This window comes from Candidatus Methylomirabilota bacterium, from assembly GCA_035260325.1.
Classification (GTDB): Bacteria; Methylomirabilota; Methylomirabilia; order Rokubacteriales; family CSP1-6; genus AR19.
Genome location: DATFVL010000131.1, coordinates 1 through 21,321, shown reverse-complemented (window position 1 = coordinate 21,321; position 21,321 = coordinate 1). Strand labels below are relative to the sequence as shown.

Genomic DNA, 21,321 nt, shown 5'->3' with positions numbered 1-21,321 from the left:
CCGGCGTGACGCGAACGGTCTTGACACTCGCGTCGCCCGCGGGATAGCGTCCCGCCGAGATCGGAGGGGGCCATGAAAACAGCACGCCACGAACCCAAGGTAACCCGACGCCAGGCTCTCACGCGGCTCGGCGCCCTGGGCGCCGGCGCAACGGCGGTCGCCACCACCCGCACGCGCGTGTTCGCTCAGCCGAAGGCCCCCATCACGCTCTCCTTCTGGACGTTCGACAATCCCCAGCAGCGCCCGTGGCTCCACAAGCGCGTCAACCAGTACACGGAGAAGAACCCCAACGTGAAGGTGGACTTCCAGTGGTTCACCTTCGCCGACCTCGGCAAGAAGGTGTCGGTCGGCTACGCGACGGGCACGGCGCCGGACGGGTTCGTCACCGGCGACTGGCTCATGCCGACGTGGCTCGCCCGCAACCTGATCGCGCCGCTCGACGTGAAGCTCCTCGGCTATTCGTCCCTCGACGCCTTCCGCAAGGACCACGCCGACGCCTTCGTCGCGGGCGCGATCAAGGACGGCCAGGCGTACGGCTACCCGCTCTGGTTCTACGGCTTCTGCAACTACCTCAACACCAAGCAGTTCAAAGAGGTCGGCCTCGATCCCGTGAAGGACCAGCCGGCGACGTGGACGGAGCTGGGCGAGGTGGCCAGGCGACTGACGATCAAGCAGGGGAACAAGTTCACGCGTCAGGGGTTCAAGTTCGCCATGCACGCCGCCCAGTGGACGATGATCCAGTTCAATCCGATCGTCTCCCAGGTCGGCGGGCAGTGGTTCGACGCGAGCGGCAAGTGCACCATCAACAACGAGGCGGGGGTGAAGGCCATGACCATCCGCGCCTCGCTCGCCCGGCAGTACGGCGCCGAGGATCCCGCCGACTCGATCGCGACCTTCCCCCTGCCCCAGATGGACTGGCTGAAGGAGCGCTGCGCGATGTTCAGCTGTCATCCCATTCCGCCCGCGGCGATCAAGTCGCAGAACCCGGTGATGGAGGCCGAGGGCTACTTCCTGCCCGTCCAGATGGCGGGCGTGACGCCCGACAAGCGCTACACCACGTGCTACGGCTTCAACTTCGTGGTCAACGCGCGGGCGCCGAAGGACAAGCAGGAGGCGCTGCACGACATGTACCGGTTCATCATGTCGGACCTCGTCGACTGCTGGCAGGCGACGGCGCCGTTCACCCTCGCCCGGAAGAGCGGCTGGACGGACGACCCGCGGGTGAAGAGCTTCCCGCACGTCCGCGAGATCATCAAGGCCAAGGACAACGGCGTCTTCTTCCCGCGCACCCCGATCTGGACGGAGCTGGCGGACGCGATGCATCGCGCCGTCCAGAAAGTCATGCTCAACAACGCCGACATCAAGGCCGCCCTCGACGAGGCGGCGGCCGAGGTCGACCGGGCGACCGCTGAGTTCAAGAAGGCCTGAGCGGCGCCGCGCGGCCCGTTGATCAGCTACCGCTGGCGCATCCGGCTCTGGGGCATGGCGTTCGTCATGCCCACGATCCTCTTCTTCCTCGTGTTCAAGTACGGGCCCATGCTGTGGGCGATCGGGCTCAGCTTCACCACCTACGACATGCTGAATCCGCCACGCTGGGTCGGCCTGGAGAACTACGAGAGCATCGCCCGCGACCCGATCTTCCGCGAGGCGCTCGCGAACACTCTCGTCTACATCGCGGGCTCGACGGTCTTCATCACGCTCGTGGGGCTCGGGCTCGCGCTCGCCATCAACACGCGAGGTCCCGGCCGGCGCGCCTGCATGAGCGCGATGTTCCTCACCAACATCATGCCGATCCTCGCCGTGTGCCTCGTGTGGCGGTTCCTCTTCCACCCCCACGGCCTCCTGAACCAGCTCCTGCGCCCGATCGGGTTCGGGCGACTCGACTGGCTGACGGACTCGACGCTGGCGATGCCCGCGATCATCCTGGTCACCGTCTGGCGCTTCGCGCCCTACTTCATGGTCGTGTTCCTGGCGGGGCTGCTGACGATCCCGCCCGAGTACTACGAGGCGGCCGAGATCGACGGGGCCGGCGCCGTGCGGCGCTTCCGGCACCTCACGCTGCCGCTGCTCATGCCGGTGACGTTCTTCGTGGTCGTGGTGGCGGCGCTCCTCTCCGCGCGGATCTTTCTCATGCCGTTCATCATCACGGGGGGCGGTCCGGGGAACGCGACGCGCGTGCTGTCCATGCTGATCTACGAGACGGGCTTCTCGTACATGAAGATGGGCCGCGCGGCGGCGATCTCCGTGGTGCTCTTCGCGATCGTCATGGTGTTCACCCTCGCCCAGATGCGGCTCTTCATGCGGGGCGAGGAGGAGTACTCGTGAGCCGGCGCGCGATCGTGAAGGCCGTCTTCGGCTGGGGCGGGCTCGCGCCGCTGGCGGCCCTGACCTTCCTCTTCGTCCTGCCCATCATCTGGATGACGACCACCTCGTTCCAGGCCGGGGAGAAGATGTTCCAGCTCGTCACGGAGTGGATCCCGGCCGTCTGGCACCCCGAGAACTACCCCCACGCGCTCTCGCGCTCGGCGTTCCCGCGGTTTTTCCTCAACAGCGCCGTCGTGTCCGCGTCGGTGATGCTCGGGAACGTCCTCTTCTGCACGCTCGCCGGCTATGGGCTCGCCAAGTTTCGCTTCCCCGGCGACCGGCTCCTGCTCCTGGTGATCCTGAGCACGCTGATGCTTCCGCTCGAGGTGACGCTGGTCCCGACCTTCCTCGTGATCCACAAGCTCGGCTGGGTCGACAGCTACCAGGGCATCGCTGGTCCGCTGCTCATCGACGCCTTCGGCGTGTTCCTGATGCGCCAGTTCATCCTCAAGATCCCGTCGGACTACCTCGAGGCGGCGCGAATCGACGGCGCCGGGGAGGTGCGCATCCTCTGGTCGATCATCCTCCCCCAGTGCAAGGCGGCCCTCGCCGTCCTCGCCCTGTTCTCCTTCCGCGACAGCTGGGACCAGTTCCTCTGGCCGCTCGTGGTCGTGTCGCGGGACGAGTTCCGGACGTACCCGCTGGGCCTGGTGCGCTTCGGTGACGACTACGGCAACCCGCCCACGGAGCAGATGGCGATCGCCGTCCTCGCCACCCTGCCGGTCTTCCTCCTGTTCCTCGTGCTCCAGCGCGCGCTGCGGAAGGGCTTCGACCTGTCGGCGCTGAAGGGCTGAGCGTTGTAGGGCTCGGAAAGGACGCGGCCATGGAGAAGATTCGCATCGCCTGCGGCAATCGCGGCGTGGGGACCTCGCCCCTCTTCGCCGCCGTCGAGGGCGGCTACATGAAGGAGAACGGGCTCGATCCTCAATTACAGTTCTACGCAGGGCACCCGCGGGCGCTCCCCGCCCTCGTGGCCGGCGAGGCGGAGTTCACCAACACCGTCTCGCCCGACGTCATCACCATCAACCTGCGCGACGGCGCCGACGTGGTCATCGTCGCCTCGGGGGTGAGCCGGACCGCCACCTACGTCACCGCGCGCGCCGGGCTCACGACGCGCCCGGAGCTGCGCGGCAAGCGCTGGGGCGTGCTCGCCCGCGGGGACGCCGACCACTGCGCGATCGCGCTCGCCTTCGAGCGCTGGGGCTGGGACCTCGACAAAGACGCGGAGCTCGTCCCCGTGGGAACGGACGGACCGCGACTCGACCGTCTCCTCGACCCCGCGAAGGTCGACGTCGTCATCATGCACTCGCCCGAGCCCTTCCAGGCGGCCAAGCGTGGCTGGAACCTCGTGGAGGACCTCCGTCGCCTCGACGTGGCGTTCCAGAACAGCTGCGCGGCGACGACCCGGCGCTACGCGAAGGCCCGGCCCGACGTCGTCCTGCGCTACGTCCGCGCGTACGCCCAGGGCGTCTACCGCTTCCGCGCCGACGGAAAGTTCGGCGTCGAGGTGATCCGGAAGTACAGCGGCGAGACGGACCGCGAGGTCCTCGAGGCGTCCTACCTCTACTTCTCCGAGCTGATGGGCGGCACGATGTACCCGACGCCCGAAGGCGTGCGCACCGCGGCGCAGATGCTCCATCGCCTCGGGGTCATCCCGCGGCTCCCGGCGCCGGAGGACGTCATCGACCAGGAGCCGGTGGCCCGGCTCCACCGCGAGGGACTCTTCCGCAGGCTCACCGGGCTCGAGGGCTGATGAGGCCTGTCCCGCTCGAACGGTGGTATCTTCTCCGGGCGATGCCCACACGCTCCGGCCGGCCGCGCGGGCTGCTCTCGGTCGCGACGGCGGCGCTGCTCGTCCTCGCGCTCGCGTGGCCGCCGCCGGCCGCCGGCGCGGAGCCGATCCGCGTCGGGTACCTCGGGCCGCTCACCGGGATCTTCGCGCAGGCCGGCAAGGACATGCTCGAGGGCCTGCGCGCCGCCCTCGCGGCGCGCGGGTATCAGGTGGCGGGGCGCAAGATCGAGCTGATCGAGGAGGATTCGGAGGGCAACCCCACGACCGCCCTCGCCAAGTACCGCAAGCTCGTGACGCAGGACCGCATCCACGTCCTCACCGGCATTCTCCTGGCGAACGTCGGCTACGCGCTGGTCCAGCCGATCGAGCAGGACCGGCTCCCCACGCTCTACCTGACGACGCCGGACGACCTGACGAAGCGGCGGCCGACGAAGTGGATCCTGCGCACGAACTTCGCCGCGAGCCAGCCGATGCACGCGCTGGGCGACTACGCCGCGAAGGTGTCCCGGTACCGGACGGTGGCCACCATCGCGATGGACAATCCCTTCGGCCACGAGCAGATCGGCGGCTTCCAGCGCGTGTTCGAGGACGCGGGCGGGCGGGTCGCGCAGAAGATCTGGGTGCCGCTCAACGTGATGGACTTCGCGCCGTACGTCACGCAGCTCCGCCGCGACGCCGACGCCGCCTGCGCGGTCTTCGTCGCGGGCCAGGCGGCGCGCTTCATCAAGCAGTACGACGAGTACGGGTGGAAGGCGCGGCTGCCGCTGATCGGCAGCGGTGTCATGACCGACGAGCACGTCATCCGGGCGATGGGCGACGAGGCCACGGGCATCGTCGGCGCCCTCATCTGGAGCCCGACGCTGGCGACCGCCGCGAACCGGCGCTTCATGCAGATGGCCCCGGCGGTGTTCGGCAAGACACCGGCGTACTTCCACGCGGTCATGTACAGCGCCGGCCAGTGGATCGTGGAGGCCGCGGCGCTCGTCGAGGGCCAGGTCGAGGACCGCGAGCGCTTCCTCGTCGCCCTGCGCCGCGCCGCCGACACGACCGAGGACCCGCGCGGGCCCATCAAGTTCGACGAATTCGGCAACCCGACCGAGAACGTCTACATCCTCAAGGTGGAGAAAATCGGGGGCAAGCTTCAGAACACGGTCCTCCACACCTACCCGATGGTCTCGCAGTTCTGGACCTATCGGCCGGACGAGTTCCTGAAGCTGCCCGCGTACTCGCGCGACGTTCCGCCCGTCAAGCCCTGACGGCCCGTGCGCTTCGGCTTCTTCTTCTGGCCGTACAGTCCGGAGTACACGCAGCGCATGGCGCGCCTCGGCGAGGATCTGGGCTTCGACCTGGTCGGGATCGCCGACACGCCGGTGAACGCGATGGACCCCTGGGTCGCGCTGACGCTCGCGGCCGCGGCCACGACGCGCGTGCGGCTCGCGATGTGCGTGACGAACCTCGTCAGCCGGCACCCCGCGGCCACCGCCGCGGCCGCGGCGTCCGTCGAACTCGTCGCCCCGGGCCGCGTCGTGCTCGGCGTGGGGGCGGGCCACAGCGGGGTGACGAGCGTCGGCGGGGCGCCCGCCGGCCCGCGCGCGCTCCGCGACGGGGTCGAGTGCCTGAAGACCTTGCTCCGCGGCGAGCGGGCGACGTACGCCGGCGCGGAGGTGCAGCTGCCGTGGGTGCGTCGCGCGGTGCCCGTCTATGCCGCCGCATCAGGCCCGGCAGCGCTGCGGGCGGCGGGTGCGGTCGCCGACGGCGTCTTCGTCAACTACGGGCTCGAGCCCGCGCTCGTGCGCGACGCCGCGGCGCTCATCCGCGCGGGGGCCGAGGCGGCGGGCGACGGCGCGCGTGACCTCGAGGCCTGGCACGTCGCGTGCCTCGACTGCAGCGACGCGCGCGAGGAGGCGTTCGAGAAGCTCGGGAACATCCTCGGGTTCGTCGGCGCGTACATCCTCGGCGGCGCGCCGGAGCGCCGCGGCGTCCCCGCCGAGCTCCAGCCCGCCGCGCGCCGGCTCCGCGAGACGTACACGACGCGACAGGGCGAGATGGATCCCGGGCTCGTGCGGCGGCTCGGCCTCTTCGACTATCTGCGCCGGCGCCTGGCGATCGCCGGCACGCCGGCCGACTGCATCGAGCAGGTCCGGGCCGCGCGGCAGGCGGGCGTGCGGCGGCTCATGTTCACCGTGAGCCTCGCGAGCGATCCCGTGCGGACGGTGGAGCTCTTCGGCCGGAAGGTCCTGCCCCTCACCCGACCTTCGCGCTGACGAACTCGCCGAGCTCGTCGACGGCGGCCTGAGCCTCGTCGAGCATCCCGAGGAACCAGTGCCAGACGTGGACCATCTCCGGCCAGACGCAGAGGGTCGCCTCCACGCCGGCGGCTTTGGCCCGCGCGGCGAGCTGCCGCGCGTCGTCGAGCAGCACCTCCTCGCTGCCGACGTGCACGAGCAGCGGCGGGAGACCTCGGAGGTCGGCGTAGAGCGGTGAGGCGAGCGGCGACTTGGGATCGGCGCCCGCGAGGTACCACGTCGCCATGCGCCCGACACCCTCGCGCGTGACCATCGGGTCGCTCGCGGCCTTCGTCTGGTAGCTCGCCCCGCTGCACGTGAGGTCGACCCAGGGCGAGATGCACACGCCCGCCGCCGGCAGCGCCGTCCCCGCGTCGCGCAGCGCGAGGAGCGTCGCCACGGTGAGCCCGCCGCCCGCCGAGTCGCCCGCGACGACGACCCGCCGCGCCGCCTGGCCCGTCGCCAGCAGCCAGCGGTAGCTCGCGACGGCGTCCTCCACGGCGGCCGGGAACGGCTGCTCGGGCGCGCGCCGGTAATCGACCAGCAGGGCCCGCGCGCCCGCCGCCTTGGCGATCGCCGCGGCGAGGTGGCGGTGCGACTTCGCTGACCCGATCGCGTAACCGCCGCCGTGGAGATAGAGCACCGTCGTGTCGGCGCGCGCGCCGGCCGGCCGCAGCCACTCCGCGCCGAGCCCCCCGACCCGCACTGGCTCGACGGCGACGCCGGGTGGGAGCTTGAAGAAACGCTCCGCCTTGTCGTACTGAACCCGCTGGGCGTCGAGGGCCTCGGGCGCCGGATGCTTCGCGAGGTGAGCGCGGACCTCCTGGATCGACATGGCCTGCGGCTCCTTTCTGCTACGGATATACTACGATGCATGACCCAGTCCTCGCGCCCCGTCATCCAGGTCGTCACGCCGGAGCCCGTCGTCGAGGGCGCGGGCGTTCGTCTCCGCCGCAGCATCGGGACGCGCAAGCTCGACCACCTCGACCCCTTCCTGCTCCTCGACCACTTCGAGTCGACCGAGCCCGCCGACTACGAGGCCGGGTTCCCGTATCACCCTCACCGCGGCATCGAGACGGTGACCCTCGTCCGCAAGGGGGAAGTCCGGCACGGCGACTCGCTGGGGCACCGCGGGACGATCGGCGCCGGCGACATCCAGTGGATGACGTCGGGCAGCGGCATCATGCACGAGGAGATGCCCCAGGTGCGCCCCGAGGGCATCGCCGGGCTCCAGATCTGGCTCAACTTGCCGGCGCGCGAGAAGATGGGCCGGCCGAAGTATCGCGACCTGACGGCGGACCGTCTCACGGAGACCACGACCGATGACGGGGCGATCATCCGCGCGATCGCCGGTGACGCGGGCGGCGGGCGGCTCGTCGGACCGGTCGAAGGCCTGGCCGTCGCGCCGAAGTTCATCGACGTGACCCTGCCACCCGGGACCGGGTTCCGCGAGGCGGTACCGCGAGGCCATACCGCCTTCGCCTACGTGGACCACGGCGACGTCCGCTTCGGGCCGGAGCAGACGCCCGTCCACGCGCCCGGCCTCGTGGTGTTCGGGGACGGCGACGTCGTGGAGGCCGCGGCGGGCGCGGCCGGAGGGCGCTTCCTCCTCGCCGCGGCTCGCCCGCTTGGTGAACCGATCGCCCGCTACGGGCCCTTCGTGATGAACACGCGCGCGGAGATCGAGCAGACGCTGGAAGAGCTGCGCACGGGCCGGTTCATCCGCAACGAGCCGCGCGACGACTGAGCGAGATGAGTCGAGCCATCGAGTCACCACCCAAGGAGGGGACATCCATGAGTATTCGAATCGCGATGCTGGTCGCGCTCGTCGCTCTGGTGTTCGCAGCCTCCGCCGTGGCCCAGCAGCCCGCCGCCCCGGGGCCCATCGAGATCGCGCAGACATTCCTGATGGCGTGGGGCCACGAGCGGTGGGACGAGCTGAAGTCCGTCGCCGGCGAGCAGGTGACGATCCGCGTGGGGGACAAAACCTACACGCTGAAGCCCGGGTCCGCCTCGGAGGTGAAGCTCGTGTTCCCCTTCAGCGGGCTCTCGACCGTGCGGGTCGACGGCGCGGTGAAGGGCGTGGCGATCGCGGTCCTCGCCGTGAAGGTGGGCGACAACGAGGTGCGCGGGACCGGGACCCTGACGTTCCAGGAGAAAGATGGGGGCTTCAAGGTGGTCGGAGTGTCGACCGGCAAGTAGCATCGGTTTCATTTCACATCGGCCACCGGCCGGGGTCTCAGCGCATAGAGATCAATCATCCCGGAGGTGGACCCGATGAGCCACAAGGCCCGGCTTTTGCACGAGGCAGACGAAGCGTTTGCCGATCTGAGGAAGGTCATCGACGGTCTGACGGAGGACCAGATGGGCCGCGTGTGGCTGGGCACCTGGAGCGTCCGGGAGATCGTGATCCATATCTCCGGATGGCACGAGGCGATGATCCCCGCGCTCGCGCACGTGGCGAAAGGCGAGGCGCCCTATCCGCCGGGGACCTACGACGACTTCGACGCGTGGAACGCGCGGTTCGTCGAGCGGAAGAGCGGCGCGAAGACGGCCGAGGCGCTCGCCGGGCTCGACACCTCGCACCGCGATTTCGTCCGCGCCGCCGGCCGCGTGCCCGACGAGCAGTTCGCCCAGGGGGGCGCGGCCCGGGGCCTGTTCGAGGACGCCGGCCCCGCGCACTACCGGGAGCACACCGCCCAGATCAGGGAGTGGCGGGAGCGCGCGGCGGTGTAGGGCGGCCCTACGACGCGATCTCGCGCAGCCGTCGCTCGAGATGCCTCCGCTCGGTCTCGTTGCTCACCAGCGCGAGGGCGCGACGGTAGGACCCGGCGGCCTCGGCGTGGCGGCCGAGCCGGCGTAGCAGCTCGGCCCGCGCGGCGGGCAGCAGGTGGTACGAGGCGAGCTCGCCGCGGTGGTCGAGCTCCTCCACCAGGGCGAGGCCGCGCTCGATTCCGTCCGCCATCGCGACCGCGACCGCCCGGTTGAGCTCGACCACCGGCGTGGGGTGCACGCGGGCGAGCACTCCGTACAGGGCGGCGATCTGCGCCCAATCGGTGGCGGCGGCGGTCGGCGCCTGCGCGTGGACCGCCGCGATCGCCGCCTGCAGCGCGTAGGGACCGGGCGCCCGTCCGCCGGCGCGCAGCGCGGCCTCGACTAGCGCCGCGCCCTCGGCGATCTGCGCACGGTCCCAGCGCGATCGATCCTGGTCCTCGAGCAGGACGAGGTCGCCCGCGCCGCTCAGGCGCGTCTCGCGCCGCGAGTCGTGCAGCACCATGAGCGCGAGCAGCCCCTTCGGCTCGGCCTGCGCCGGCAGCAGCTCGACGAGCATGCGCCCGAGCCGGATGGCCTGCTCGCACAGCTCGCGCCGGACCAGCCGCTCGCCGAAGCTCGCCGCGTAGCCCTCGTTGAACACGAGGTAGACGACCACCATCACGGCCTCGAGGCGCTCGGCGAGGGCGGCGTCCGGCGGCACCTGATAGGGGATACCCGCGTCGCGGATCTTGGCCTTGGCGCGCACGAGCCGCTGCGCCATGGTGGCCGCGGGCACGAGGAACGCGCGCGCGATCTCCTCGGTCGAGAGCCCGCCGAGCGTGCGCAGCGTGAGCGCCACCTGCGCCTCGGGCGCGAGCGCCGGATGGCAGCACGTGAAGATCAGGCGGAGCCTGTCCTCCGGCACGGGCGCCTCCTCCTCCGCGGCCAGGAGCTCGAGATGCCGCGCGATCTCGTCGCGCTTCTCCGCGAGCCACGCGCGCCGGCGGAGGCGGTCGATCGCCTTGTGCCGCGCGGTGCCGACCAGCCAGGCCACCGGATTCGCCGGCGTGCCGGCCGCCGGCCACTGCTCGAGCGCCGCCGCGAACGCCTCCTGCAGCGCCTCCTCGGCCACGTCGAAGTCGCCGAGCAGGCGGATCAGCGTGGCCAGGATCCGCCCGTGCTCCGCGCGAAAGATCTCGTCGATGCGCATGGCCGCCCGGTGGGCAGCCTACCCCACCGGGCGACCGCGTGCACGCGCGCGGGCTACTTCGGCGGGCCCATCTCCATGACGGGCCGCACCTCGACCGAGCCGCCGACCCGCACCGACGGAATGCGCGCGGCGAGCGCGGTCGCCTCGTCGAGGTTCTTCGCCTCCACGAGGTAGTAGCCGCCCAGCTGCTCCTTGGTCTCGGCGAAGGGGCCGTCCGTCGTGACCGTCTTGCCGTTCTTGCCCCGCACGGTGGTCGCCGTGCTGGTCGGCTGCAATGGAGCGCCCGCCAGGAAGGCGCCGCTCGCGCGGATGCTCGTGGTGAACTCGCCGTACTGCTTGAAGATCGCGCCCCGCTCCGGCTCGGACATCTTGCCCCACGCCTTCTCGTCGTCGTAAATCAGCAGCATGTAGCGCATGGCTGGTCTCCTTTCACCTTCTAGTCGAACGAGCGGCGCCCCGATCGACACCCGGGGCGCTCAGCTAGCGACGCTCGGGCTCGGCACCGCCGCCGCAAGCGGGCCGGGCGGGCGGAACGCGAACGCGATGGCCACGGCCCCGAGGCCGATCCCCGCCGAGCCGATGTAGAGCCAGAAGTAGCTGCCGAACGTGTCGTACAGCCAGCCGCCCGCCCACGGCCCGAGCGCCATGCCGATGGTGGACGTGAACGCGACCGCGCCGAAGATGGTCCCCATGATTCGCTCGCCGAAGTATTCGCGGACGAGGATGGCGTAGAGCGGCATCACGCCGCCGTAGGCGAAGCCGAACACCAGGGCGAGGGCGTAGAAGCTCGCGGTGTCGCGGGTGAAGAGGTAGAGGCTCACGGCCACCGCCTGGAGCGCGAGGCCGCCGACCAGGACGCGCTTGGCGCCGACACGGTCGGCCACGAGCCCGCAGAGGATCTTGCCGCCGAGCGACGCCACGCCCGCGGCGCTGAGCACGGTGGCGGCGGCCATCGCCGTCACGCCGTGGTCGATCGCGTGGGTGACCATGTGGAAGATCGGCCCCGAGTGCGCCGCGCAGCAGGCGAAGAACGTGAGCGCGATGGCGGCGAACTGCGGCGTGCGCAGCGCCTGCGCCACCGTGAGCTCGCGGCCGTCGGCGCCGGCGGTCGCCGCCGCCGCGGCGCCGGCCGGCGCCGCCGGTGGGTTCCGCACGAGCAACGCGCAGGGAATGATCACGAGCCACGCGAGGTCGCCGAGCACGAGCATGGCGAAGCGCCAGTCGTAGCTCGTGATGAGCCAGCGCGCGAGGGGCGCCGCCGTCGCCGAGCCGAGGCTCAACCCCGCCGAGACGAGCGCGACAGCGAGGCTGCGATGCCGCGTGAACCAGCGGATGGTCGCCGCCGTCATCGGCGTGTAGAGACTGCCCGCCGCGAAGCCGACGATGACCCCGAAGAGGACCTGGAACTGGCCGAGGGTGGCCGCCTGGCTCGCCGTCACCAGGCCGAGGCCGAGGAGGGCGCCTCCCCAGAACACCACCGCGCGCGTGCCGAAGCGGTCGGAGAGCGCGCCCCAGACGAACGATCCGACGCCCATGCAGAGGAAGTTGAGGAGCGCGGCCATCGAGATGCCCGTTCGCGACCAGCCCATCGCCGCGGCCATGGGCTGGAGGAAGACGCTCAGCGAGAGCATCGCCCCGAGCCCGATGCAGGTGACGACGATCCCGACGCCGACGATCACCCAGCCGTAGAAGACCTTCATGGACGGATCTCGGGCGGGAAGTCCGACGCCTCGAACACCTGGCGGACCTCGAGCACCGCGCCCTCGCCGAAGGGGGCGCGCGCGGCCCACGCGATCGCCTCGTTCCTCGACTTCACCTGGATCAACCAGAAGCCGGCGAGCAGCTCGGTCGGCGCGGCGAAAGGCCCGTCGGTCACCGTGGGCTTCCCCCTGGAGAACGTGAGGCGCGCCCCCTTCGAGCTCGGGTGCAGCCCCTCGGCCGCGAGCAGCACGCCGGCCTTCGCCATCTCCTCGTTGAACTTCCCCATCGCGGCGACGAGCTCCTTGGTCGGGAGCACGCCCGCCTCCGAGCTCTTGTCGGCCTTGACCAGCAGCATGAATCGCATCCTCGTGTCTCCTTCCGGCTCGAAGCGCGATGCCCGGCCGCGACGTGCTACGGCTTGTGCACCGCTTCCGCCACCGACTTCATTCGCGCCAGCCCATTCTCGAACTGGCCGCCGACCATCGTGTCCATGTCCATGAACAGGTGAACCGCCTTGGCGATGAAGTTGTTCTGGCCGGTCATGCTCCACGTCACCAGGGTGTGATCGCCCTCGGGCTTGAAGGTGAACTCAGCGGTGCTAGTGGTCGCGAAGGGCTTGAAGAATTCGAGCTCGATCTTGATCAGCTCGCTCGGACGGCTCTCCGTCAGCGTCATCCGCCCTTCGCCCACCTCCTTGTTGCCGGCCCACGTGTAGACGGCGCCGGTCCCGGCCGGCGCGCCCTCGTACGCCTGCTTCATCGCCGGATCGAGCTTCGCCCAGGGACTCCACGCCTCCCACTTGTGGAAATCGTTTACCTGCGCGAAGAGCACGGGCGCGGGGGCGGCGATCCGGGCCGTCCGCGCGACGCGGAACTCGGAGGGCCGCATGGCGACGACGACGACGAGCACGACGGCGATGGCTGCGAGCGCGATGAGGATCTTCACGAGCCGACGTCTCGTGCTCATGTCGGCTCGCCCTCCCTCACCGGCCGGATCTCGACGGTGCTCGTGCGAGCCAACGGGATGCGCGCGGCGATGGCGATGGCTTCGTCGAGATCTTTGACGTCGACGATCATGTAGCCACCGAGCTGCTCGCGGGTCTCCGCGAACGGACCGTCGGTCACGAGCGGCTTGCCGTCGCGCACCCGGACGCTGGTCGCCGATGACGACGGGTGCAGCGGGAAGCCGCCAAGATACTGCCCGCGCGACGTGAGCTCTTCTGAGAGCGTCACGGTCTCCGTGTAGATCTGCCGTCGCTCGGTCACGTCGAGCCTGGCCCAGGCCGGCTCGTCGCGGCAAATCAGCAGCATGTATTTCACGTGAGCCTCCGTCGGTAAGTCGAACGGCGGGGTCTGAATCGACACCCGGCAGAAAGTTATCTAACGGCGGCGACCGACGGGTGAGACGACCCGCGATGCGGCGCCAGCCGCCAGCGACCGTAGGCGACGAACGCCGCGAGGAGCGCCACGACCACGTTCATCAGCGCCATCGCCACCATACCGCCCGCCAACGTGACCGCCGTCGCTCCGATCATGATGATCACCAGCCCCGCGGCGGCCAGCGGTGTCAGCCCCGGCCGGATGCGCAGCAGGCCGGGGAGGATCAGGCCGAGCGCGCCGAGCACCTCGGCCACGCCGAGGAACCTCAAGAACCAGCCCGGCAGCGCCACGGGCCCCGCCATCTGGTCGAGCGGCAGGGCCAGCTTCGCGCCACCGGCAAACAGAAAGAGGGCCGCGAGCAGCCCCTGAACGATCCACAGCGCATAGGTCATGAACGGTCTCCTCCGCAGGCGACGCTAACCGCCGGCCATGGCGCCCACGATCAGAAAAGGCTCGGCCCCCGTCGCGACGGCGTCGGGCAGCGGGGCGTTCGGCGATTCGAGGGAGAGATCCTGCTCGCAGGCGAAGAACCTCACGAAGGCGCGGCGCTGGTGCGTGACGTGGTCGCGGATCGTCCCGCGCAGCATCGGATAGCAGGCCTCGAGCGCGTCGAGCACCGAGCGCTGCGTGACCTGACCGTCGACGTCGAGCTTCAGCTCGCCGTCGACGCGCGCGAGCGTCCGCAGATGCGCCGGCAGCACCACCCGGATCATGCCAGCGTCTGGACTTCGACGGACACCACGGACGGAAGATCCCGGACGATCGACGCCCAGCTGTCCCCGGCGTCGGCCGACACGTACACCTGCCCGCCGGTGGTCCCAAGGTACACGCCGCACGGATCGAGCGCGTCGACGGCCATCGCGTCGCGCAATACGTTGACGTAGCAGTCGCGCTGCGGCAGCCCCTTCGTGAGGGCCTCCCACTCGTCTCCGCCTGTCCGGCTGCGGTAGACGCGCAGCTTTCCGTCGGGCACATAGTGCTCCGAGTCGCTCTTGATCGGAACGACGTAGATCGTGTCCGGCTCGTGCGCGTGCACGTCGATCGGAAATCCAAAATCGGTCGGCAGGTTGCCGCTGATCTCCCGCCACGACTCGCCGGCGTCGTCGGTGCGCATGACGTCCCAGTGCTTCTGCATGAACAGCACGCCCGGACGCGACCGGTGCATCGCGATGCGGTGTACGCAGTGGCCGACCTCGGCGGTCGGGTTGGGGATCTGCTCGGACCGCAGGCCGCGGTTCATCGGTCGCCACGTCTTGCCGGCGTCGTCGCTCCGGAACACGCCCGCCGCGGAGATGGCGATGAAGATCCGCCCGGGATGGCTCGGGTCCAGGAGGATCGTGTGCAGGCACATCCCGCCGGCGCCCGGCTGCCAGAGCGACGCTGACTTGTGCTCGCGCAGTCCCGGAAGCTCCTGCCAGGTCTGGCCGCCGTCGGTCGAGCGGAACAAGGCGGCGTCTTGAATCCCGGCGTAGACCGTGTCCGGATCGGTCAGCGATGGCTCGAGATGCCAGACCCGCGCGAACTCCCAGGGGCGCGGCGTGCCGTCGTACCACAGGTGAGTGCCGATGACGCCGTCGTACACGAACTTGTTCCCCACCGGCTCCCACGTCTTGCCCCCGTCGTTGGAGCGCTGGATCTGCTGGCCGAACCAGCTGCTGGACTGCGACGCGTACAGCCGGTTCGGGTCGGCGGGAGATCCCTTGAGGTGGTACATCTCCCAGCCCCCGAAGTGGGGGCCGCTGACGTCCCACCGCTCGCGCGTTCCGTCCGCCGTCAGGACGAACGCGCCCTTGCGCGTGCCGACCAGTACCCGTATCCCGCTCATGCCTCGCTCCTCCCTGACATATTTCCACCCATCTTCTCACCTTCGTAAATGAGCGCCATGTGGCGCAGGCCGGTGTGTCTCCCCTCAGGCTGTAGTCGAGCGAGGGACCTCCGAATCGACAGGATCATATTCGATCGGGCACTTCGCCCGGTCCGAATCGCACGACATCGACCCGGCATCCTCAGGGCATGTGGATCGTTCGCCTCGCGCTCCGGCGCCCTTACACCTTCGTCGTCATGGGGCTGGTCATCGTGCTGCTCGGCGTGTTCGCGATCGTGACGACCCCGACGGACATCTTCCCGGAGATCGACATTCCGGTGGTGTCCGTGATCTGGAACTACGACGGCCTGACCACCGAAGACATGGCCTCGCGTATCACGACCTTCTCCGAGTACACGATCTCGTCGGCGGTCAACGACGTGCGGACGATCGAGTCGCAGACGTATCCCGGTGTCAGCGTCATCAAGATCTACTTCCAGCCGAACGTGAACGTGGAAGGGGCGCTGGCTCAGGTGACCGCCGTGTCGCAGACCATCCTGCGTCGCATGCCCCCCGGTGCGGTCCCGCCCTTCATCCTGCAATACAGCGCGTCCAGCGTGCCGATCATCCAGCTCGCGCTCAGCGGGAAGACGCTCTCGGAGGCCGAGCTCTACGACTACGGGATCTACCGGATCCGCCAGCAGATCGCGCCGATCCAGGGCATCACGCTCCCCTTGCCCTATGGCGGCAAGCCGCGCCAGGTCATGGTGGACCTCGATCCCCAGGCGCTCCTGGCCAAGACGATCTCGGCGGCGGACGTCAGTGCCGCGGTCAACCTCCAGAACCTGACCCTGCCGTCAGGCAGCGTGAAGCTCGGGCCGCGCGAATACCGGGTGAGCCTCAACAGCAGCCCCGACGTGCTCGCCGCGCTCAACGATCTGCCCGTCAAGTACGTCAACGGCGCCGTGGTCTACGTGCGCGACGTCGCCCACGTGCGCGACGGCTTCGCGGTCCAGACTAACCTGGTCCGGCGGGACGGCCGCCGGTCGGTGCTGCTCACGGTGATCAAGAAGGGGGGCGCCTCGACGCTCACGATCGTCAAGCAGCTCAAGGATCTGCTCCCGACGATCCGCGCCGCCGCGCCCCCGGGGCTCGAGGTCACGGAGCTCTTCGATCAGTCGCTCTTCGTGCGCGCCGCCATCGCGGGCGTGCTCACCGAGGGCGCGATCGCCGCCTTCCTGACCGGTCTCATGATCCTCCTCTTCCTCGGAAGCTGGCGCAGCACTCTGATCGTGACCATCTCGATCCCGCTCTCGATCCTCACGTCGCTGGCGGTTCTGAGCGCGCTCGGCGAGACGCTCAACGTGATGACGCTCGGCGGGCTCGCGCTGGCGGTCGGCATCCTCGTCGACGACGCCACCGTGGAGATCGAGAACATCCATAGAAATCTCGGGCTCGGCAAGCGGCTCCTCCAGGCGATCCTCGACGGCGCGGCGCAGATCGCGACGCCCGCCTTCGTCTCGACCCTGTCGATCTGCATCGTGTTCGTGCCCGTGGTGTTCCTCGTCGGCCCGGCGAAGTATCTCTTCACCCCGCTCGCCATGGCCGTCGTGTTCGCCATGCTGGCGTCATATCTATTGTCGCGTACCCTCGTCCCCACCCTCGTCCGCTACCTGCTCGCGAGCGAGGCTCACGACGGCGGCGAACATGGCGGCACGGCGCCCGGCGTGTTCGATCGCATCCACGACGTCTTCATTCGCCGCTTCGAGGCGCTCCGGGCGGCGTACGTCCGGGCGCTCGAGGCGGCCCTCGCCCGGCGGGCGCGCGTGTTCGTGGCCTTCGCTCTGGTCGTGGCCAGCGGGCTCGCGCTCCTCCCCTTCGTCGGACGCGACTTCTTTCCGGCCGTGGACACCGGACAGTTCCGGCTTCACGTGCGGGCGCCGGCCGGCACCCGGATCGAGGAGACCGAGCAGGTGTTCGCGGACGTGGAGGCGGCGATCCGCCGCCTCATCCCCAGGGACGAGGTCCAGCTGGTGCTCGACAACATCGGGCAGCCGCAGCCCATCAACCTCGCGTTCACGGACAGCGTGACGATCGGGCCGTCGGATGGCGAGATCCTCGTCGGGCTCAACCCGGACCGGCACCAGCCGACCGCGCGCTGGATGAAGACGCTCCGGGAGACGCTGCCGCGGGAGTTCCCGGGCGTCACCTTCTTCTTCCAGCCGCCGGACATCGTGAGCCAGATCCTGAACTTCGGGCTGCCGGCGCCCATCGACGTCCAGGTCATCGGATACAACCAGAAGGCCACGCACGAGATCGCGCTCGGCGTCGCGGCCCGGATGGCGCGGATCCCGGGCGCCGTGGACGTCCACCTGCACCAGGTGGTCAACACGCCCTCGCTGCTGGTCAACGTCGACCGCTCACGCGCCGCCGAGCTGGGGCTCACCCAGCGCGACGTCGCGAACAACGTACTCGTCTCGCTCAGCTCGAGCGCGGTGGTCTCGCCCAACTACTGGTCCGACCCGCGCACCGGCATCAACTATCCGGTCGTCGTGCAGACGCCCCAGAACCGGATCGACTCCGTCAACACCCTCATGAACACGTCGGTCACGCAGGGCACGGTGGGCCAGCAGCAGCTCCTCAGCAACCTGGCGACGCTCGAGCGACGGGAGACGCCGGCCGTGATCAGCCACTCCAACGTCCAGCCCGTCTTCGACGTCTACGCGAACGTCCAGGAGCGCGACCTCGGCAGCGTGGCGGCGGCCGTTCAGAAGATCGTCGCCGAGCTCCGGCCCACGCTGCCGCCCGGCCACACGATCGCCGTGCGCGGCCAGGTGGAGAGCATGAACTCCGCCTTCCTGCGCCTCGGCCTCGGCCTCATCTTCGCCGTCGCGCTCGTCTACCTGCTCATGGTCGTCAACTTCCAGTCCTGGCTCGACCCGTTCATCATCATCACGGCCTTGCCGGGCGGCTTCTGCGGCATCGTCTGGATGCTCTTCGTGACGCACACGACCTTCAGCGTGCCCGCCCTCATGGGCGCGATCATGAGCGTGGGCGTGGCCACCGCGAACAGCATCCTCATGGTCTCGTTCGCGAACGACCAGATGGGGACGGGCGCCGATGCGCGCAGCGCCGCGCTCGCGGCGGGCGCCACGCGCCTGCGCCCCGTCCTGATGACCGCCCTCGCCATGATCATCGGCATGCTGCCGATGTCGCTCGGCCTCGGCGAGGGGGGCGAGCAGAACGCTCCGCTCGGCCGCGCCGTCATCGGCGGCCTGTCCGTGGCGACGTTCGCCACGCTGTTCCTCGTGCCCCTCGTGTACAGCCTGCTTCGCCGTCGTCCCCCGCAGGAGGATCACCTGAATGGCTAGATCGAAGAAGACCTGGACCGCGCTCATCGGCCTGTTCGTCCTCGTCGTGCTGCTCGCTATCGGGGTGGCGCCGCGCCTGCGCCAGAACGCGGAGCGCGTGGCGGCGTCCACCGCGCCGGACCCGGACGTCGTGCCCGTGAGCCTCGTGCTCCCCCGGCGCGCCGACGGCCCGACCGACCTCGTCCTGCCGAGCAACATCCAGGCGATCGAGGAGACGGCCATCTACGCCCGCACGAACGGTTATGTCCGCGAGCGCTACGTGGACATCGGCGACCGCGTGCCGGCGGGAAAGATCCTCGCTCAGATCGACACGCCCGAGCTCGACCAGGAGCTCGCCCAGGCCCGGGCGGCGCTCGCCCAGACACGCGCGGGCCTGGCGCAGGCCGAGGCGAGCCTGACGCAGGCCAGGGCGACCCTGCAGCAGGCGCGAGCCACGCTGGATCAAGCGAAGGCGAACGAAGGATTCGCGGGCGCCACCGCCGAGCGCTTCATCCAGCTCGAGCGCAAGGAGCTGGTCGCGCATCAGGACGCGGACGAGAAGCGCGCGGGGTTCGCCGCCGCCCGTGCGGCGACGGCGGCGGCCCAGGCCGCCGGCGACGCCATGCAGGCCAACATCGGCGCGCTGGAGGCCAGCGTCGGGGCCGCCCGCGCCAACGTGGCGGCGAACGAGGCCAACGTCCAGCGCCTGCTGGCGCTCCAGTCCTTCCAGAGGGTGGCGGCGCCGTTCGCGGGAATCATCACGGCGCGCGGCATCGACCGCGGCGCGCTGATCACGTCGGGCAGCGGCATCAACAACAGCCCGCTGTTCCGGATCGCCCACGTCGAGACCCTCCGCATCTTCGTGAGCGTGCCCCAGACCTTCGTCCGGTCCATCGCGCCGGGGCAGGACGCCTGGATCCTCGTGCCGGAATACCCGCAGCGCCCCTTCGTCGGGAAGATCGCGAGCACCGCGGGCGCCCTCGATCCCGCGTCGCGCACGCTGCTCACGGAAGTGCGCCTCCGCAACGAGGACCTGGCGCTCATGCCCGGGATGTACGCGCAGGTGAAGTTCAGCATCGTCCCCGCGGACGCGGTGTGGCTGATTCCCGCCACGGCCCTCATCGCGCGAGCGGCGGGGCCGCAGGTGCTGATCGTGCGGGACGACCGCACCGTGCACTACCAGAAGGTCGAGCTGGGCCGCGACCTCGGGCAGTCCGTCGAGATCCTCGCCGGCGTCACGGGACGGGACCGGCTCGTGGTCAATCCACCGGACGGCCTGAAGGAGGGCGCGCGAGTCGCAGGCATGGAGGCCCCGAGATGATCCACCTGACCGACGTCAGGGCGACCTGAAGCTCAGATGACGCCGGCGCCGCGCAGCCGCTCGATCTCCGCCGGCGCGTAGCCCGCTTCGCCGAGGACCTCGTCCGTGTGCTCGCCGAGCGTCGGCGGCTCGCGCTCGATGCGCGGGCTGCCGTGCGCGAGCCGGAAGCCCGCGGCCACGAGCCGCAGCGGGCCGTAGCGCGAGTCGACCGTCTGCAGCACGTCGCGGTGCTCGAGCTGCGGGTGCCGCACGATCTCCTCGATCTTCCAGATGCAGGCGCACGGCACGTCCGCCGCCGTCAGCCGCGCCTCCCACGCCTTGGGGTCGTCGGTCGCGAGCGCCGCCTCGATGACCTCGCGGAGCGCCGCCTGGTGCTCCGTGCGCGCCGCCCAGTCCTTGAACCGCGGATCGTCGAGCGCGTCGGCGCGCCCGAGCGTGCGCATGAGGCTCACGAACTGCTTTTCCGTCAGCACGGCGAGGACGATGAAGCCGTCCCGTGCCCGGAACCGGTTCGCGGTCGGCTTGCGGCTCACCGAGCCGTTGCCGATCTGCCCCTGCGCGATGCCGGCCACGGTGTACTCGGAGACCGGGCCCGGGATGAAGGCGAGCGCGGCGTCCAGCATGGCGACGTCCACGAACTGGCCACGGCCGGTGTGCGTGCGCTGGTAGAGCGCGCTCGCCACCGCGAGCGCCGCCGTCATGCCGCCGATCGTGTCGCAGAGGGCGAACCCGGCGCGCATCGGGCCGCCGGCCGGCTCGCCCGTGATCGACATGATGCCGGACATCGCCTGCAGCTTGCCGTCGAACGCGGCGGTCGTCCGCTCCGGCCCCGTGTGGCCGAAGCCCGAGACCGCACAGTACACGAGCCGCGGGTTGATGGCGGAGAGCGCCGCGTAGCCGAGCCCGAGCCGGTCCATGACGCCCGGCCGGAAGTTCTCCCACACGACGTCGGTCCGGGCGACGAGCCGCTTGACGACGTCCACCGCCTCGGGCCGCCGGAGGTCGAGGGTGACGCTGCGCTTGTTGCCGTTCACCGCGAGAAACGACGGCGGCATCTTGCGCGCCGCCCACTCCGGGCTGATCGCCTGGCTCCGCGTCTCGTCGCCGTCGCGCGACTCGATCTTCACGACGTCGGCGCCGAGGAGCGCCAGCTGGTAGGTCCCGTACGGGCCGGCGAGGTAGCGCGTGAAGTCGAGGATCCGGACGCCCGCGAACGGCTTGCTCACTGGCCTACCCTCCCCCGAGACGGAAAGTCTGCGGCTCTCGTCAGGTGGAGAGAGGAAAGTGGGGCGAGATGATCGGCGTTCGGGGAGAGCCACGCTTGCTCGCCGCGAGACGGCCAGCATGAGACCCGCTCCCCC

22 protein-coding genes are annotated in these 21,321 nt (G+C 70.2%); 11 read left to right on the top strand and 11 right to left on the bottom strand.

From position 1 onward, the window contains the following. The first annotated feature begins 72 nt into the window (after positions 1–72). Genes VKG64_08900 through VKG64_08875 form a run of 6 tightly spaced genes read left to right on the top strand, consistent with a single transcriptional unit; the run spans position 73 to position 6,420 of the window. Positions 73–1,428 carry an extracellular solute-binding protein gene (locus VKG64_08900; protein ID HKB25158.1) on the top strand — a complete coding sequence of 452 codons (1,356 nt, stop codon included), beginning with the start codon at positions 73–75 and terminating at the stop codon, positions 1,426–1,428. 18 nt (positions 1,429–1,446) lie between these two features. Beyond that, positions 1,447–2,325 carry a sugar ABC transporter permease gene (locus VKG64_08895; protein HKB25157.1) on the top strand — a complete coding sequence of 293 codons (879 nt, stop codon included), beginning with the start codon at positions 1,447–1,449 and terminating at the stop codon, positions 2,323–2,325. Further along, positions 2,322–3,158, top strand: a complete 837-nt coding sequence (locus VKG64_08890) for a carbohydrate ABC transporter permease (GenBank protein ID HKB25156.1) — start codon at positions 2,322–2,324, stop codon at positions 3,156–3,158. The genes VKG64_08895 and VKG64_08890 overlap by 4 nt, the downstream gene beginning before the upstream one ends. A gap of 29 nt (positions 3,159–3,187) precedes the next feature. Next, positions 3,188–4,117 (top strand): ABC transporter substrate-binding protein, encoded by a 930-nt coding sequence (locus VKG64_08885; GenBank protein HKB25155.1) that lies wholly within the window; start codon positions 3,188–3,190, stop codon positions 4,115–4,117. 41 nt (positions 4,118–4,158) lie between these two features. Beyond that, complete coding sequence (locus tag VKG64_08880; protein HKB25154.1) at positions 4,159–5,412, top strand: ABC transporter substrate-binding protein; 1,254 nt, start codon at positions 4,159–4,161, stop codon at positions 5,410–5,412. 6 nt (positions 5,413–5,418) lie between these two features. After that, entirely contained in the window at positions 5,419–6,420 is a 1,002-nt protein-coding gene (locus tag VKG64_08875; GenBank protein HKB25153.1) for an LLM class flavin-dependent oxidoreductase, read from the top strand. On the opposite strand, the gene VKG64_08870 is transcribed toward VKG64_08875, so the two are convergent. Next, positions 6,401–7,276 (bottom strand): alpha/beta hydrolase, encoded by an 876-nt coding sequence (locus VKG64_08870; protein HKB25152.1) that lies wholly within the window; start codon positions 7,274–7,276, stop codon positions 6,401–6,403. The genes VKG64_08875 and VKG64_08870 overlap by 20 nt on opposite strands. Before the next feature lie 39 nt (positions 7,277–7,315). On the opposite strand from VKG64_08870, the gene VKG64_08865 reads away from it, so the two are divergent. From VKG64_08865 to VKG64_08855, 3 genes are all read left to right on the top strand, one after another. After that, complete coding sequence (locus tag VKG64_08865; protein ID HKB25151.1) at positions 7,316–8,188, top strand: pirin family protein; 873 nt, start codon at positions 7,316–7,318, stop codon at positions 8,186–8,188. A 47-nt stretch (positions 8,189–8,235) separates the two neighbouring features. Next, positions 8,236–8,643: a hypothetical protein gene (locus VKG64_08860; protein ID HKB25150.1), complete on the top strand. Its 408-nt coding sequence runs from the start codon at positions 8,236–8,238 to the stop codon at positions 8,641–8,643. A 75-nt stretch (positions 8,644–8,718) separates the two neighbouring features. After that, a complete protein-coding gene (locus tag VKG64_08855) occupies positions 8,719–9,177 on the top strand; it encodes a ClbS/DfsB family four-helix bundle protein (GenBank protein HKB25149.1) in 459 nt (152 codons plus the stop codon). A 7-nt stretch (positions 9,178–9,184) separates the two neighbouring features. On the opposite strand, the gene VKG64_08850 is transcribed toward VKG64_08855, so the two are convergent. Genes VKG64_08850 through VKG64_08810 form a run of 9 tightly spaced genes read right to left on the bottom strand, consistent with a single transcriptional unit; the run spans position 9,185 to position 15,310 of the window. Further along, the gene (locus VKG64_08850) at positions 9,185–10,405 is read right to left on the bottom strand and encodes an RNA polymerase sigma factor (GenBank protein ID HKB25148.1); all 1,221 of its coding nucleotides are present in this window, start codon (positions 10,403–10,405) and stop codon (positions 9,185–9,187) included. Between the two features lie 53 nt (positions 10,406–10,458). Continuing rightward, complete coding sequence (locus tag VKG64_08845) at positions 10,459–10,821, bottom strand: YciI family protein (GenBank protein ID HKB25147.1); 363 nt, start codon at positions 10,819–10,821, stop codon at positions 10,459–10,461. A 60-nt stretch (positions 10,822–10,881) separates the two neighbouring features. Next, on the bottom strand, positions 10,882–12,105 hold the full coding sequence (locus tag VKG64_08840; protein ID HKB25146.1) for an MFS transporter: 1,224 nt from the start codon (positions 12,103–12,105) through the stop codon (positions 10,882–10,884). Then, on the bottom strand, positions 12,102–12,470 hold the full coding sequence (locus tag VKG64_08835; protein HKB25145.1) for a YciI family protein: 369 nt from the start codon (positions 12,468–12,470) through the stop codon (positions 12,102–12,104). Before VKG64_08835 ends, VKG64_08840 begins: the two co-directional genes overlap by 4 nt. A 47-nt stretch (positions 12,471–12,517) precedes the next feature. Beyond that, positions 12,518–13,072 (bottom strand): SRPBCC family protein, encoded by a 555-nt coding sequence (locus tag VKG64_08830; GenBank protein ID HKB25144.1) that lies wholly within the window; start codon positions 13,070–13,072, stop codon positions 12,518–12,520. After that, complete coding sequence (locus VKG64_08825; protein ID HKB25143.1) at positions 13,069–13,425, bottom strand: YciI family protein; 357 nt, start codon at positions 13,423–13,425, stop codon at positions 13,069–13,071. Before VKG64_08825 ends, VKG64_08830 begins: the two co-directional genes overlap by 4 nt. A gap of 56 nt (positions 13,426–13,481) precedes the next feature. Next, the gene (locus VKG64_08820; protein ID HKB25142.1) at positions 13,482–13,877 is read right to left on the bottom strand and encodes a DoxX family protein; all 396 of its coding nucleotides are present in this window, start codon (positions 13,875–13,877) and stop codon (positions 13,482–13,484) included. A gap of 24 nt (positions 13,878–13,901) precedes the next feature. Then, positions 13,902–14,198: a MoaD/ThiS family protein gene (locus VKG64_08815; GenBank protein HKB25141.1), complete on the bottom strand. Its 297-nt coding sequence runs from the start codon at positions 14,196–14,198 to the stop codon at positions 13,902–13,904. After that, the gene (locus tag VKG64_08810) at positions 14,195–15,310 is read right to left on the bottom strand and encodes an exo-alpha-sialidase (GenBank protein HKB25140.1); all 1,116 of its coding nucleotides are present in this window, start codon (positions 15,308–15,310) and stop codon (positions 14,195–14,197) included. Before VKG64_08810 ends, VKG64_08815 begins: the two co-directional genes overlap by 4 nt. A 188-nt stretch (positions 15,311–15,498) precedes the next feature. Between VKG64_08810 and VKG64_08805 the strand changes: the two genes are divergently transcribed. Beyond that, complete coding sequence (locus VKG64_08805; protein HKB25139.1) at positions 15,499–18,660, top strand: efflux RND transporter permease subunit; 3,162 nt, start codon at positions 15,499–15,501, stop codon at positions 18,658–18,660. Beyond that, on the top strand, positions 18,653–19,960 hold the full coding sequence (locus VKG64_08800) for an efflux RND transporter periplasmic adaptor subunit (protein HKB25138.1): 1,308 nt from the start codon (positions 18,653–18,655) through the stop codon (positions 19,958–19,960). The genes VKG64_08805 and VKG64_08800 overlap by 8 nt, the downstream gene beginning before the upstream one ends. A gap of 32 nt (positions 19,961–19,992) precedes the next feature. Here VKG64_08800 and VKG64_08795 read toward each other — a convergent pair whose 3' ends face one another. Further along, positions 19,993–21,186, bottom strand: coding sequence for a CoA transferase (locus VKG64_08795; protein HKB25137.1), 1,194 nt, complete (start codon positions 21,184–21,186; stop codon positions 19,993–19,995). Positions 21,187–21,321 lie beyond the last annotated feature (135 nt).

Excerpts from the sequence above, each read along its gene's own strand:
- VKG64_08900 (HKB25158.1), top strand. The coding sequence starts at position 73 with ATGAAAACAGCACGCCACGAACCCAAGGTAACCCGACGCCAGGCTCTC.
- VKG64_08885 (HKB25155.1), top strand. The coding sequence starts at position 3,188 with ATGGAGAAGATTCGCATCGCCTGCGGCAATCGCGGCGTGGGGACCTCG.
- VKG64_08880 (HKB25154.1), top strand. The coding sequence starts at position 4,159 with ATGCCCACACGCTCCGGCCGGCCGCGCGGGCTGCTCTCGGTCGCGACG.
- VKG64_08870 (HKB25152.1), bottom strand. The coding sequence starts at position 7,276 with ATGTCGATCCAGGAGGTCCGCGCTCACCTCGCGAAGCATCCGGCGCCC.
- VKG64_08865 (HKB25151.1), top strand. The coding sequence starts at position 7,316 with ATGACCCAGTCCTCGCGCCCCGTCATCCAGGTCGTCACGCCGGAGCCC.
- VKG64_08860 (HKB25150.1), top strand. The coding sequence starts at position 8,236 with ATGAGTATTCGAATCGCGATGCTGGTCGCGCTCGTCGCTCTGGTGTTC.
- VKG64_08855 (HKB25149.1), top strand. The coding sequence starts at position 8,719 with ATGAGCCACAAGGCCCGGCTTTTGCACGAGGCAGACGAAGCGTTTGCC.
- VKG64_08850 (HKB25148.1), bottom strand. The coding sequence starts at position 10,405 with ATGCGCATCGACGAGATCTTTCGCGCGGAGCACGGGCGGATCCTGGCC.
- VKG64_08845 (HKB25147.1), bottom strand. The coding sequence starts at position 10,821 with ATGCGCTACATGCTGCTGATTTACGACGACGAGAAGGCGTGGGGCAAG.
- VKG64_08840 (HKB25146.1), bottom strand. The coding sequence starts at position 12,105 with ATGAAGGTCTTCTACGGCTGGGTGATCGTCGGCGTCGGGATCGTCGTC.
- VKG64_08835 (HKB25145.1), bottom strand. The coding sequence starts at position 12,470 with ATGCGATTCATGCTGCTGGTCAAGGCCGACAAGAGCTCGGAGGCGGGC.
- VKG64_08830 (HKB25144.1), bottom strand. The coding sequence starts at position 13,072 with ATGAGCACGAGACGTCGGCTCGTGAAGATCCTCATCGCGCTCGCAGCC.
- VKG64_08820 (HKB25142.1), bottom strand. The coding sequence starts at position 13,877 with ATGACCTATGCGCTGTGGATCGTTCAGGGGCTGCTCGCGGCCCTCTTT.
- VKG64_08815 (HKB25141.1), bottom strand. The coding sequence starts at position 14,198 with ATGATCCGGGTGGTGCTGCCGGCGCATCTGCGGACGCTCGCGCGCGTC.
- VKG64_08810 (HKB25140.1), bottom strand. The coding sequence starts at position 15,310 with ATGAGCGGGATACGGGTACTGGTCGGCACGCGCAAGGGCGCGTTCGTC.
- VKG64_08805 (HKB25139.1), top strand. The coding sequence starts at position 15,499 with ATGTGGATCGTTCGCCTCGCGCTCCGGCGCCCTTACACCTTCGTCGTC.
- VKG64_08800 (HKB25138.1), top strand. The coding sequence starts at position 18,653 with ATGGCTAGATCGAAGAAGACCTGGACCGCGCTCATCGGCCTGTTCGTC.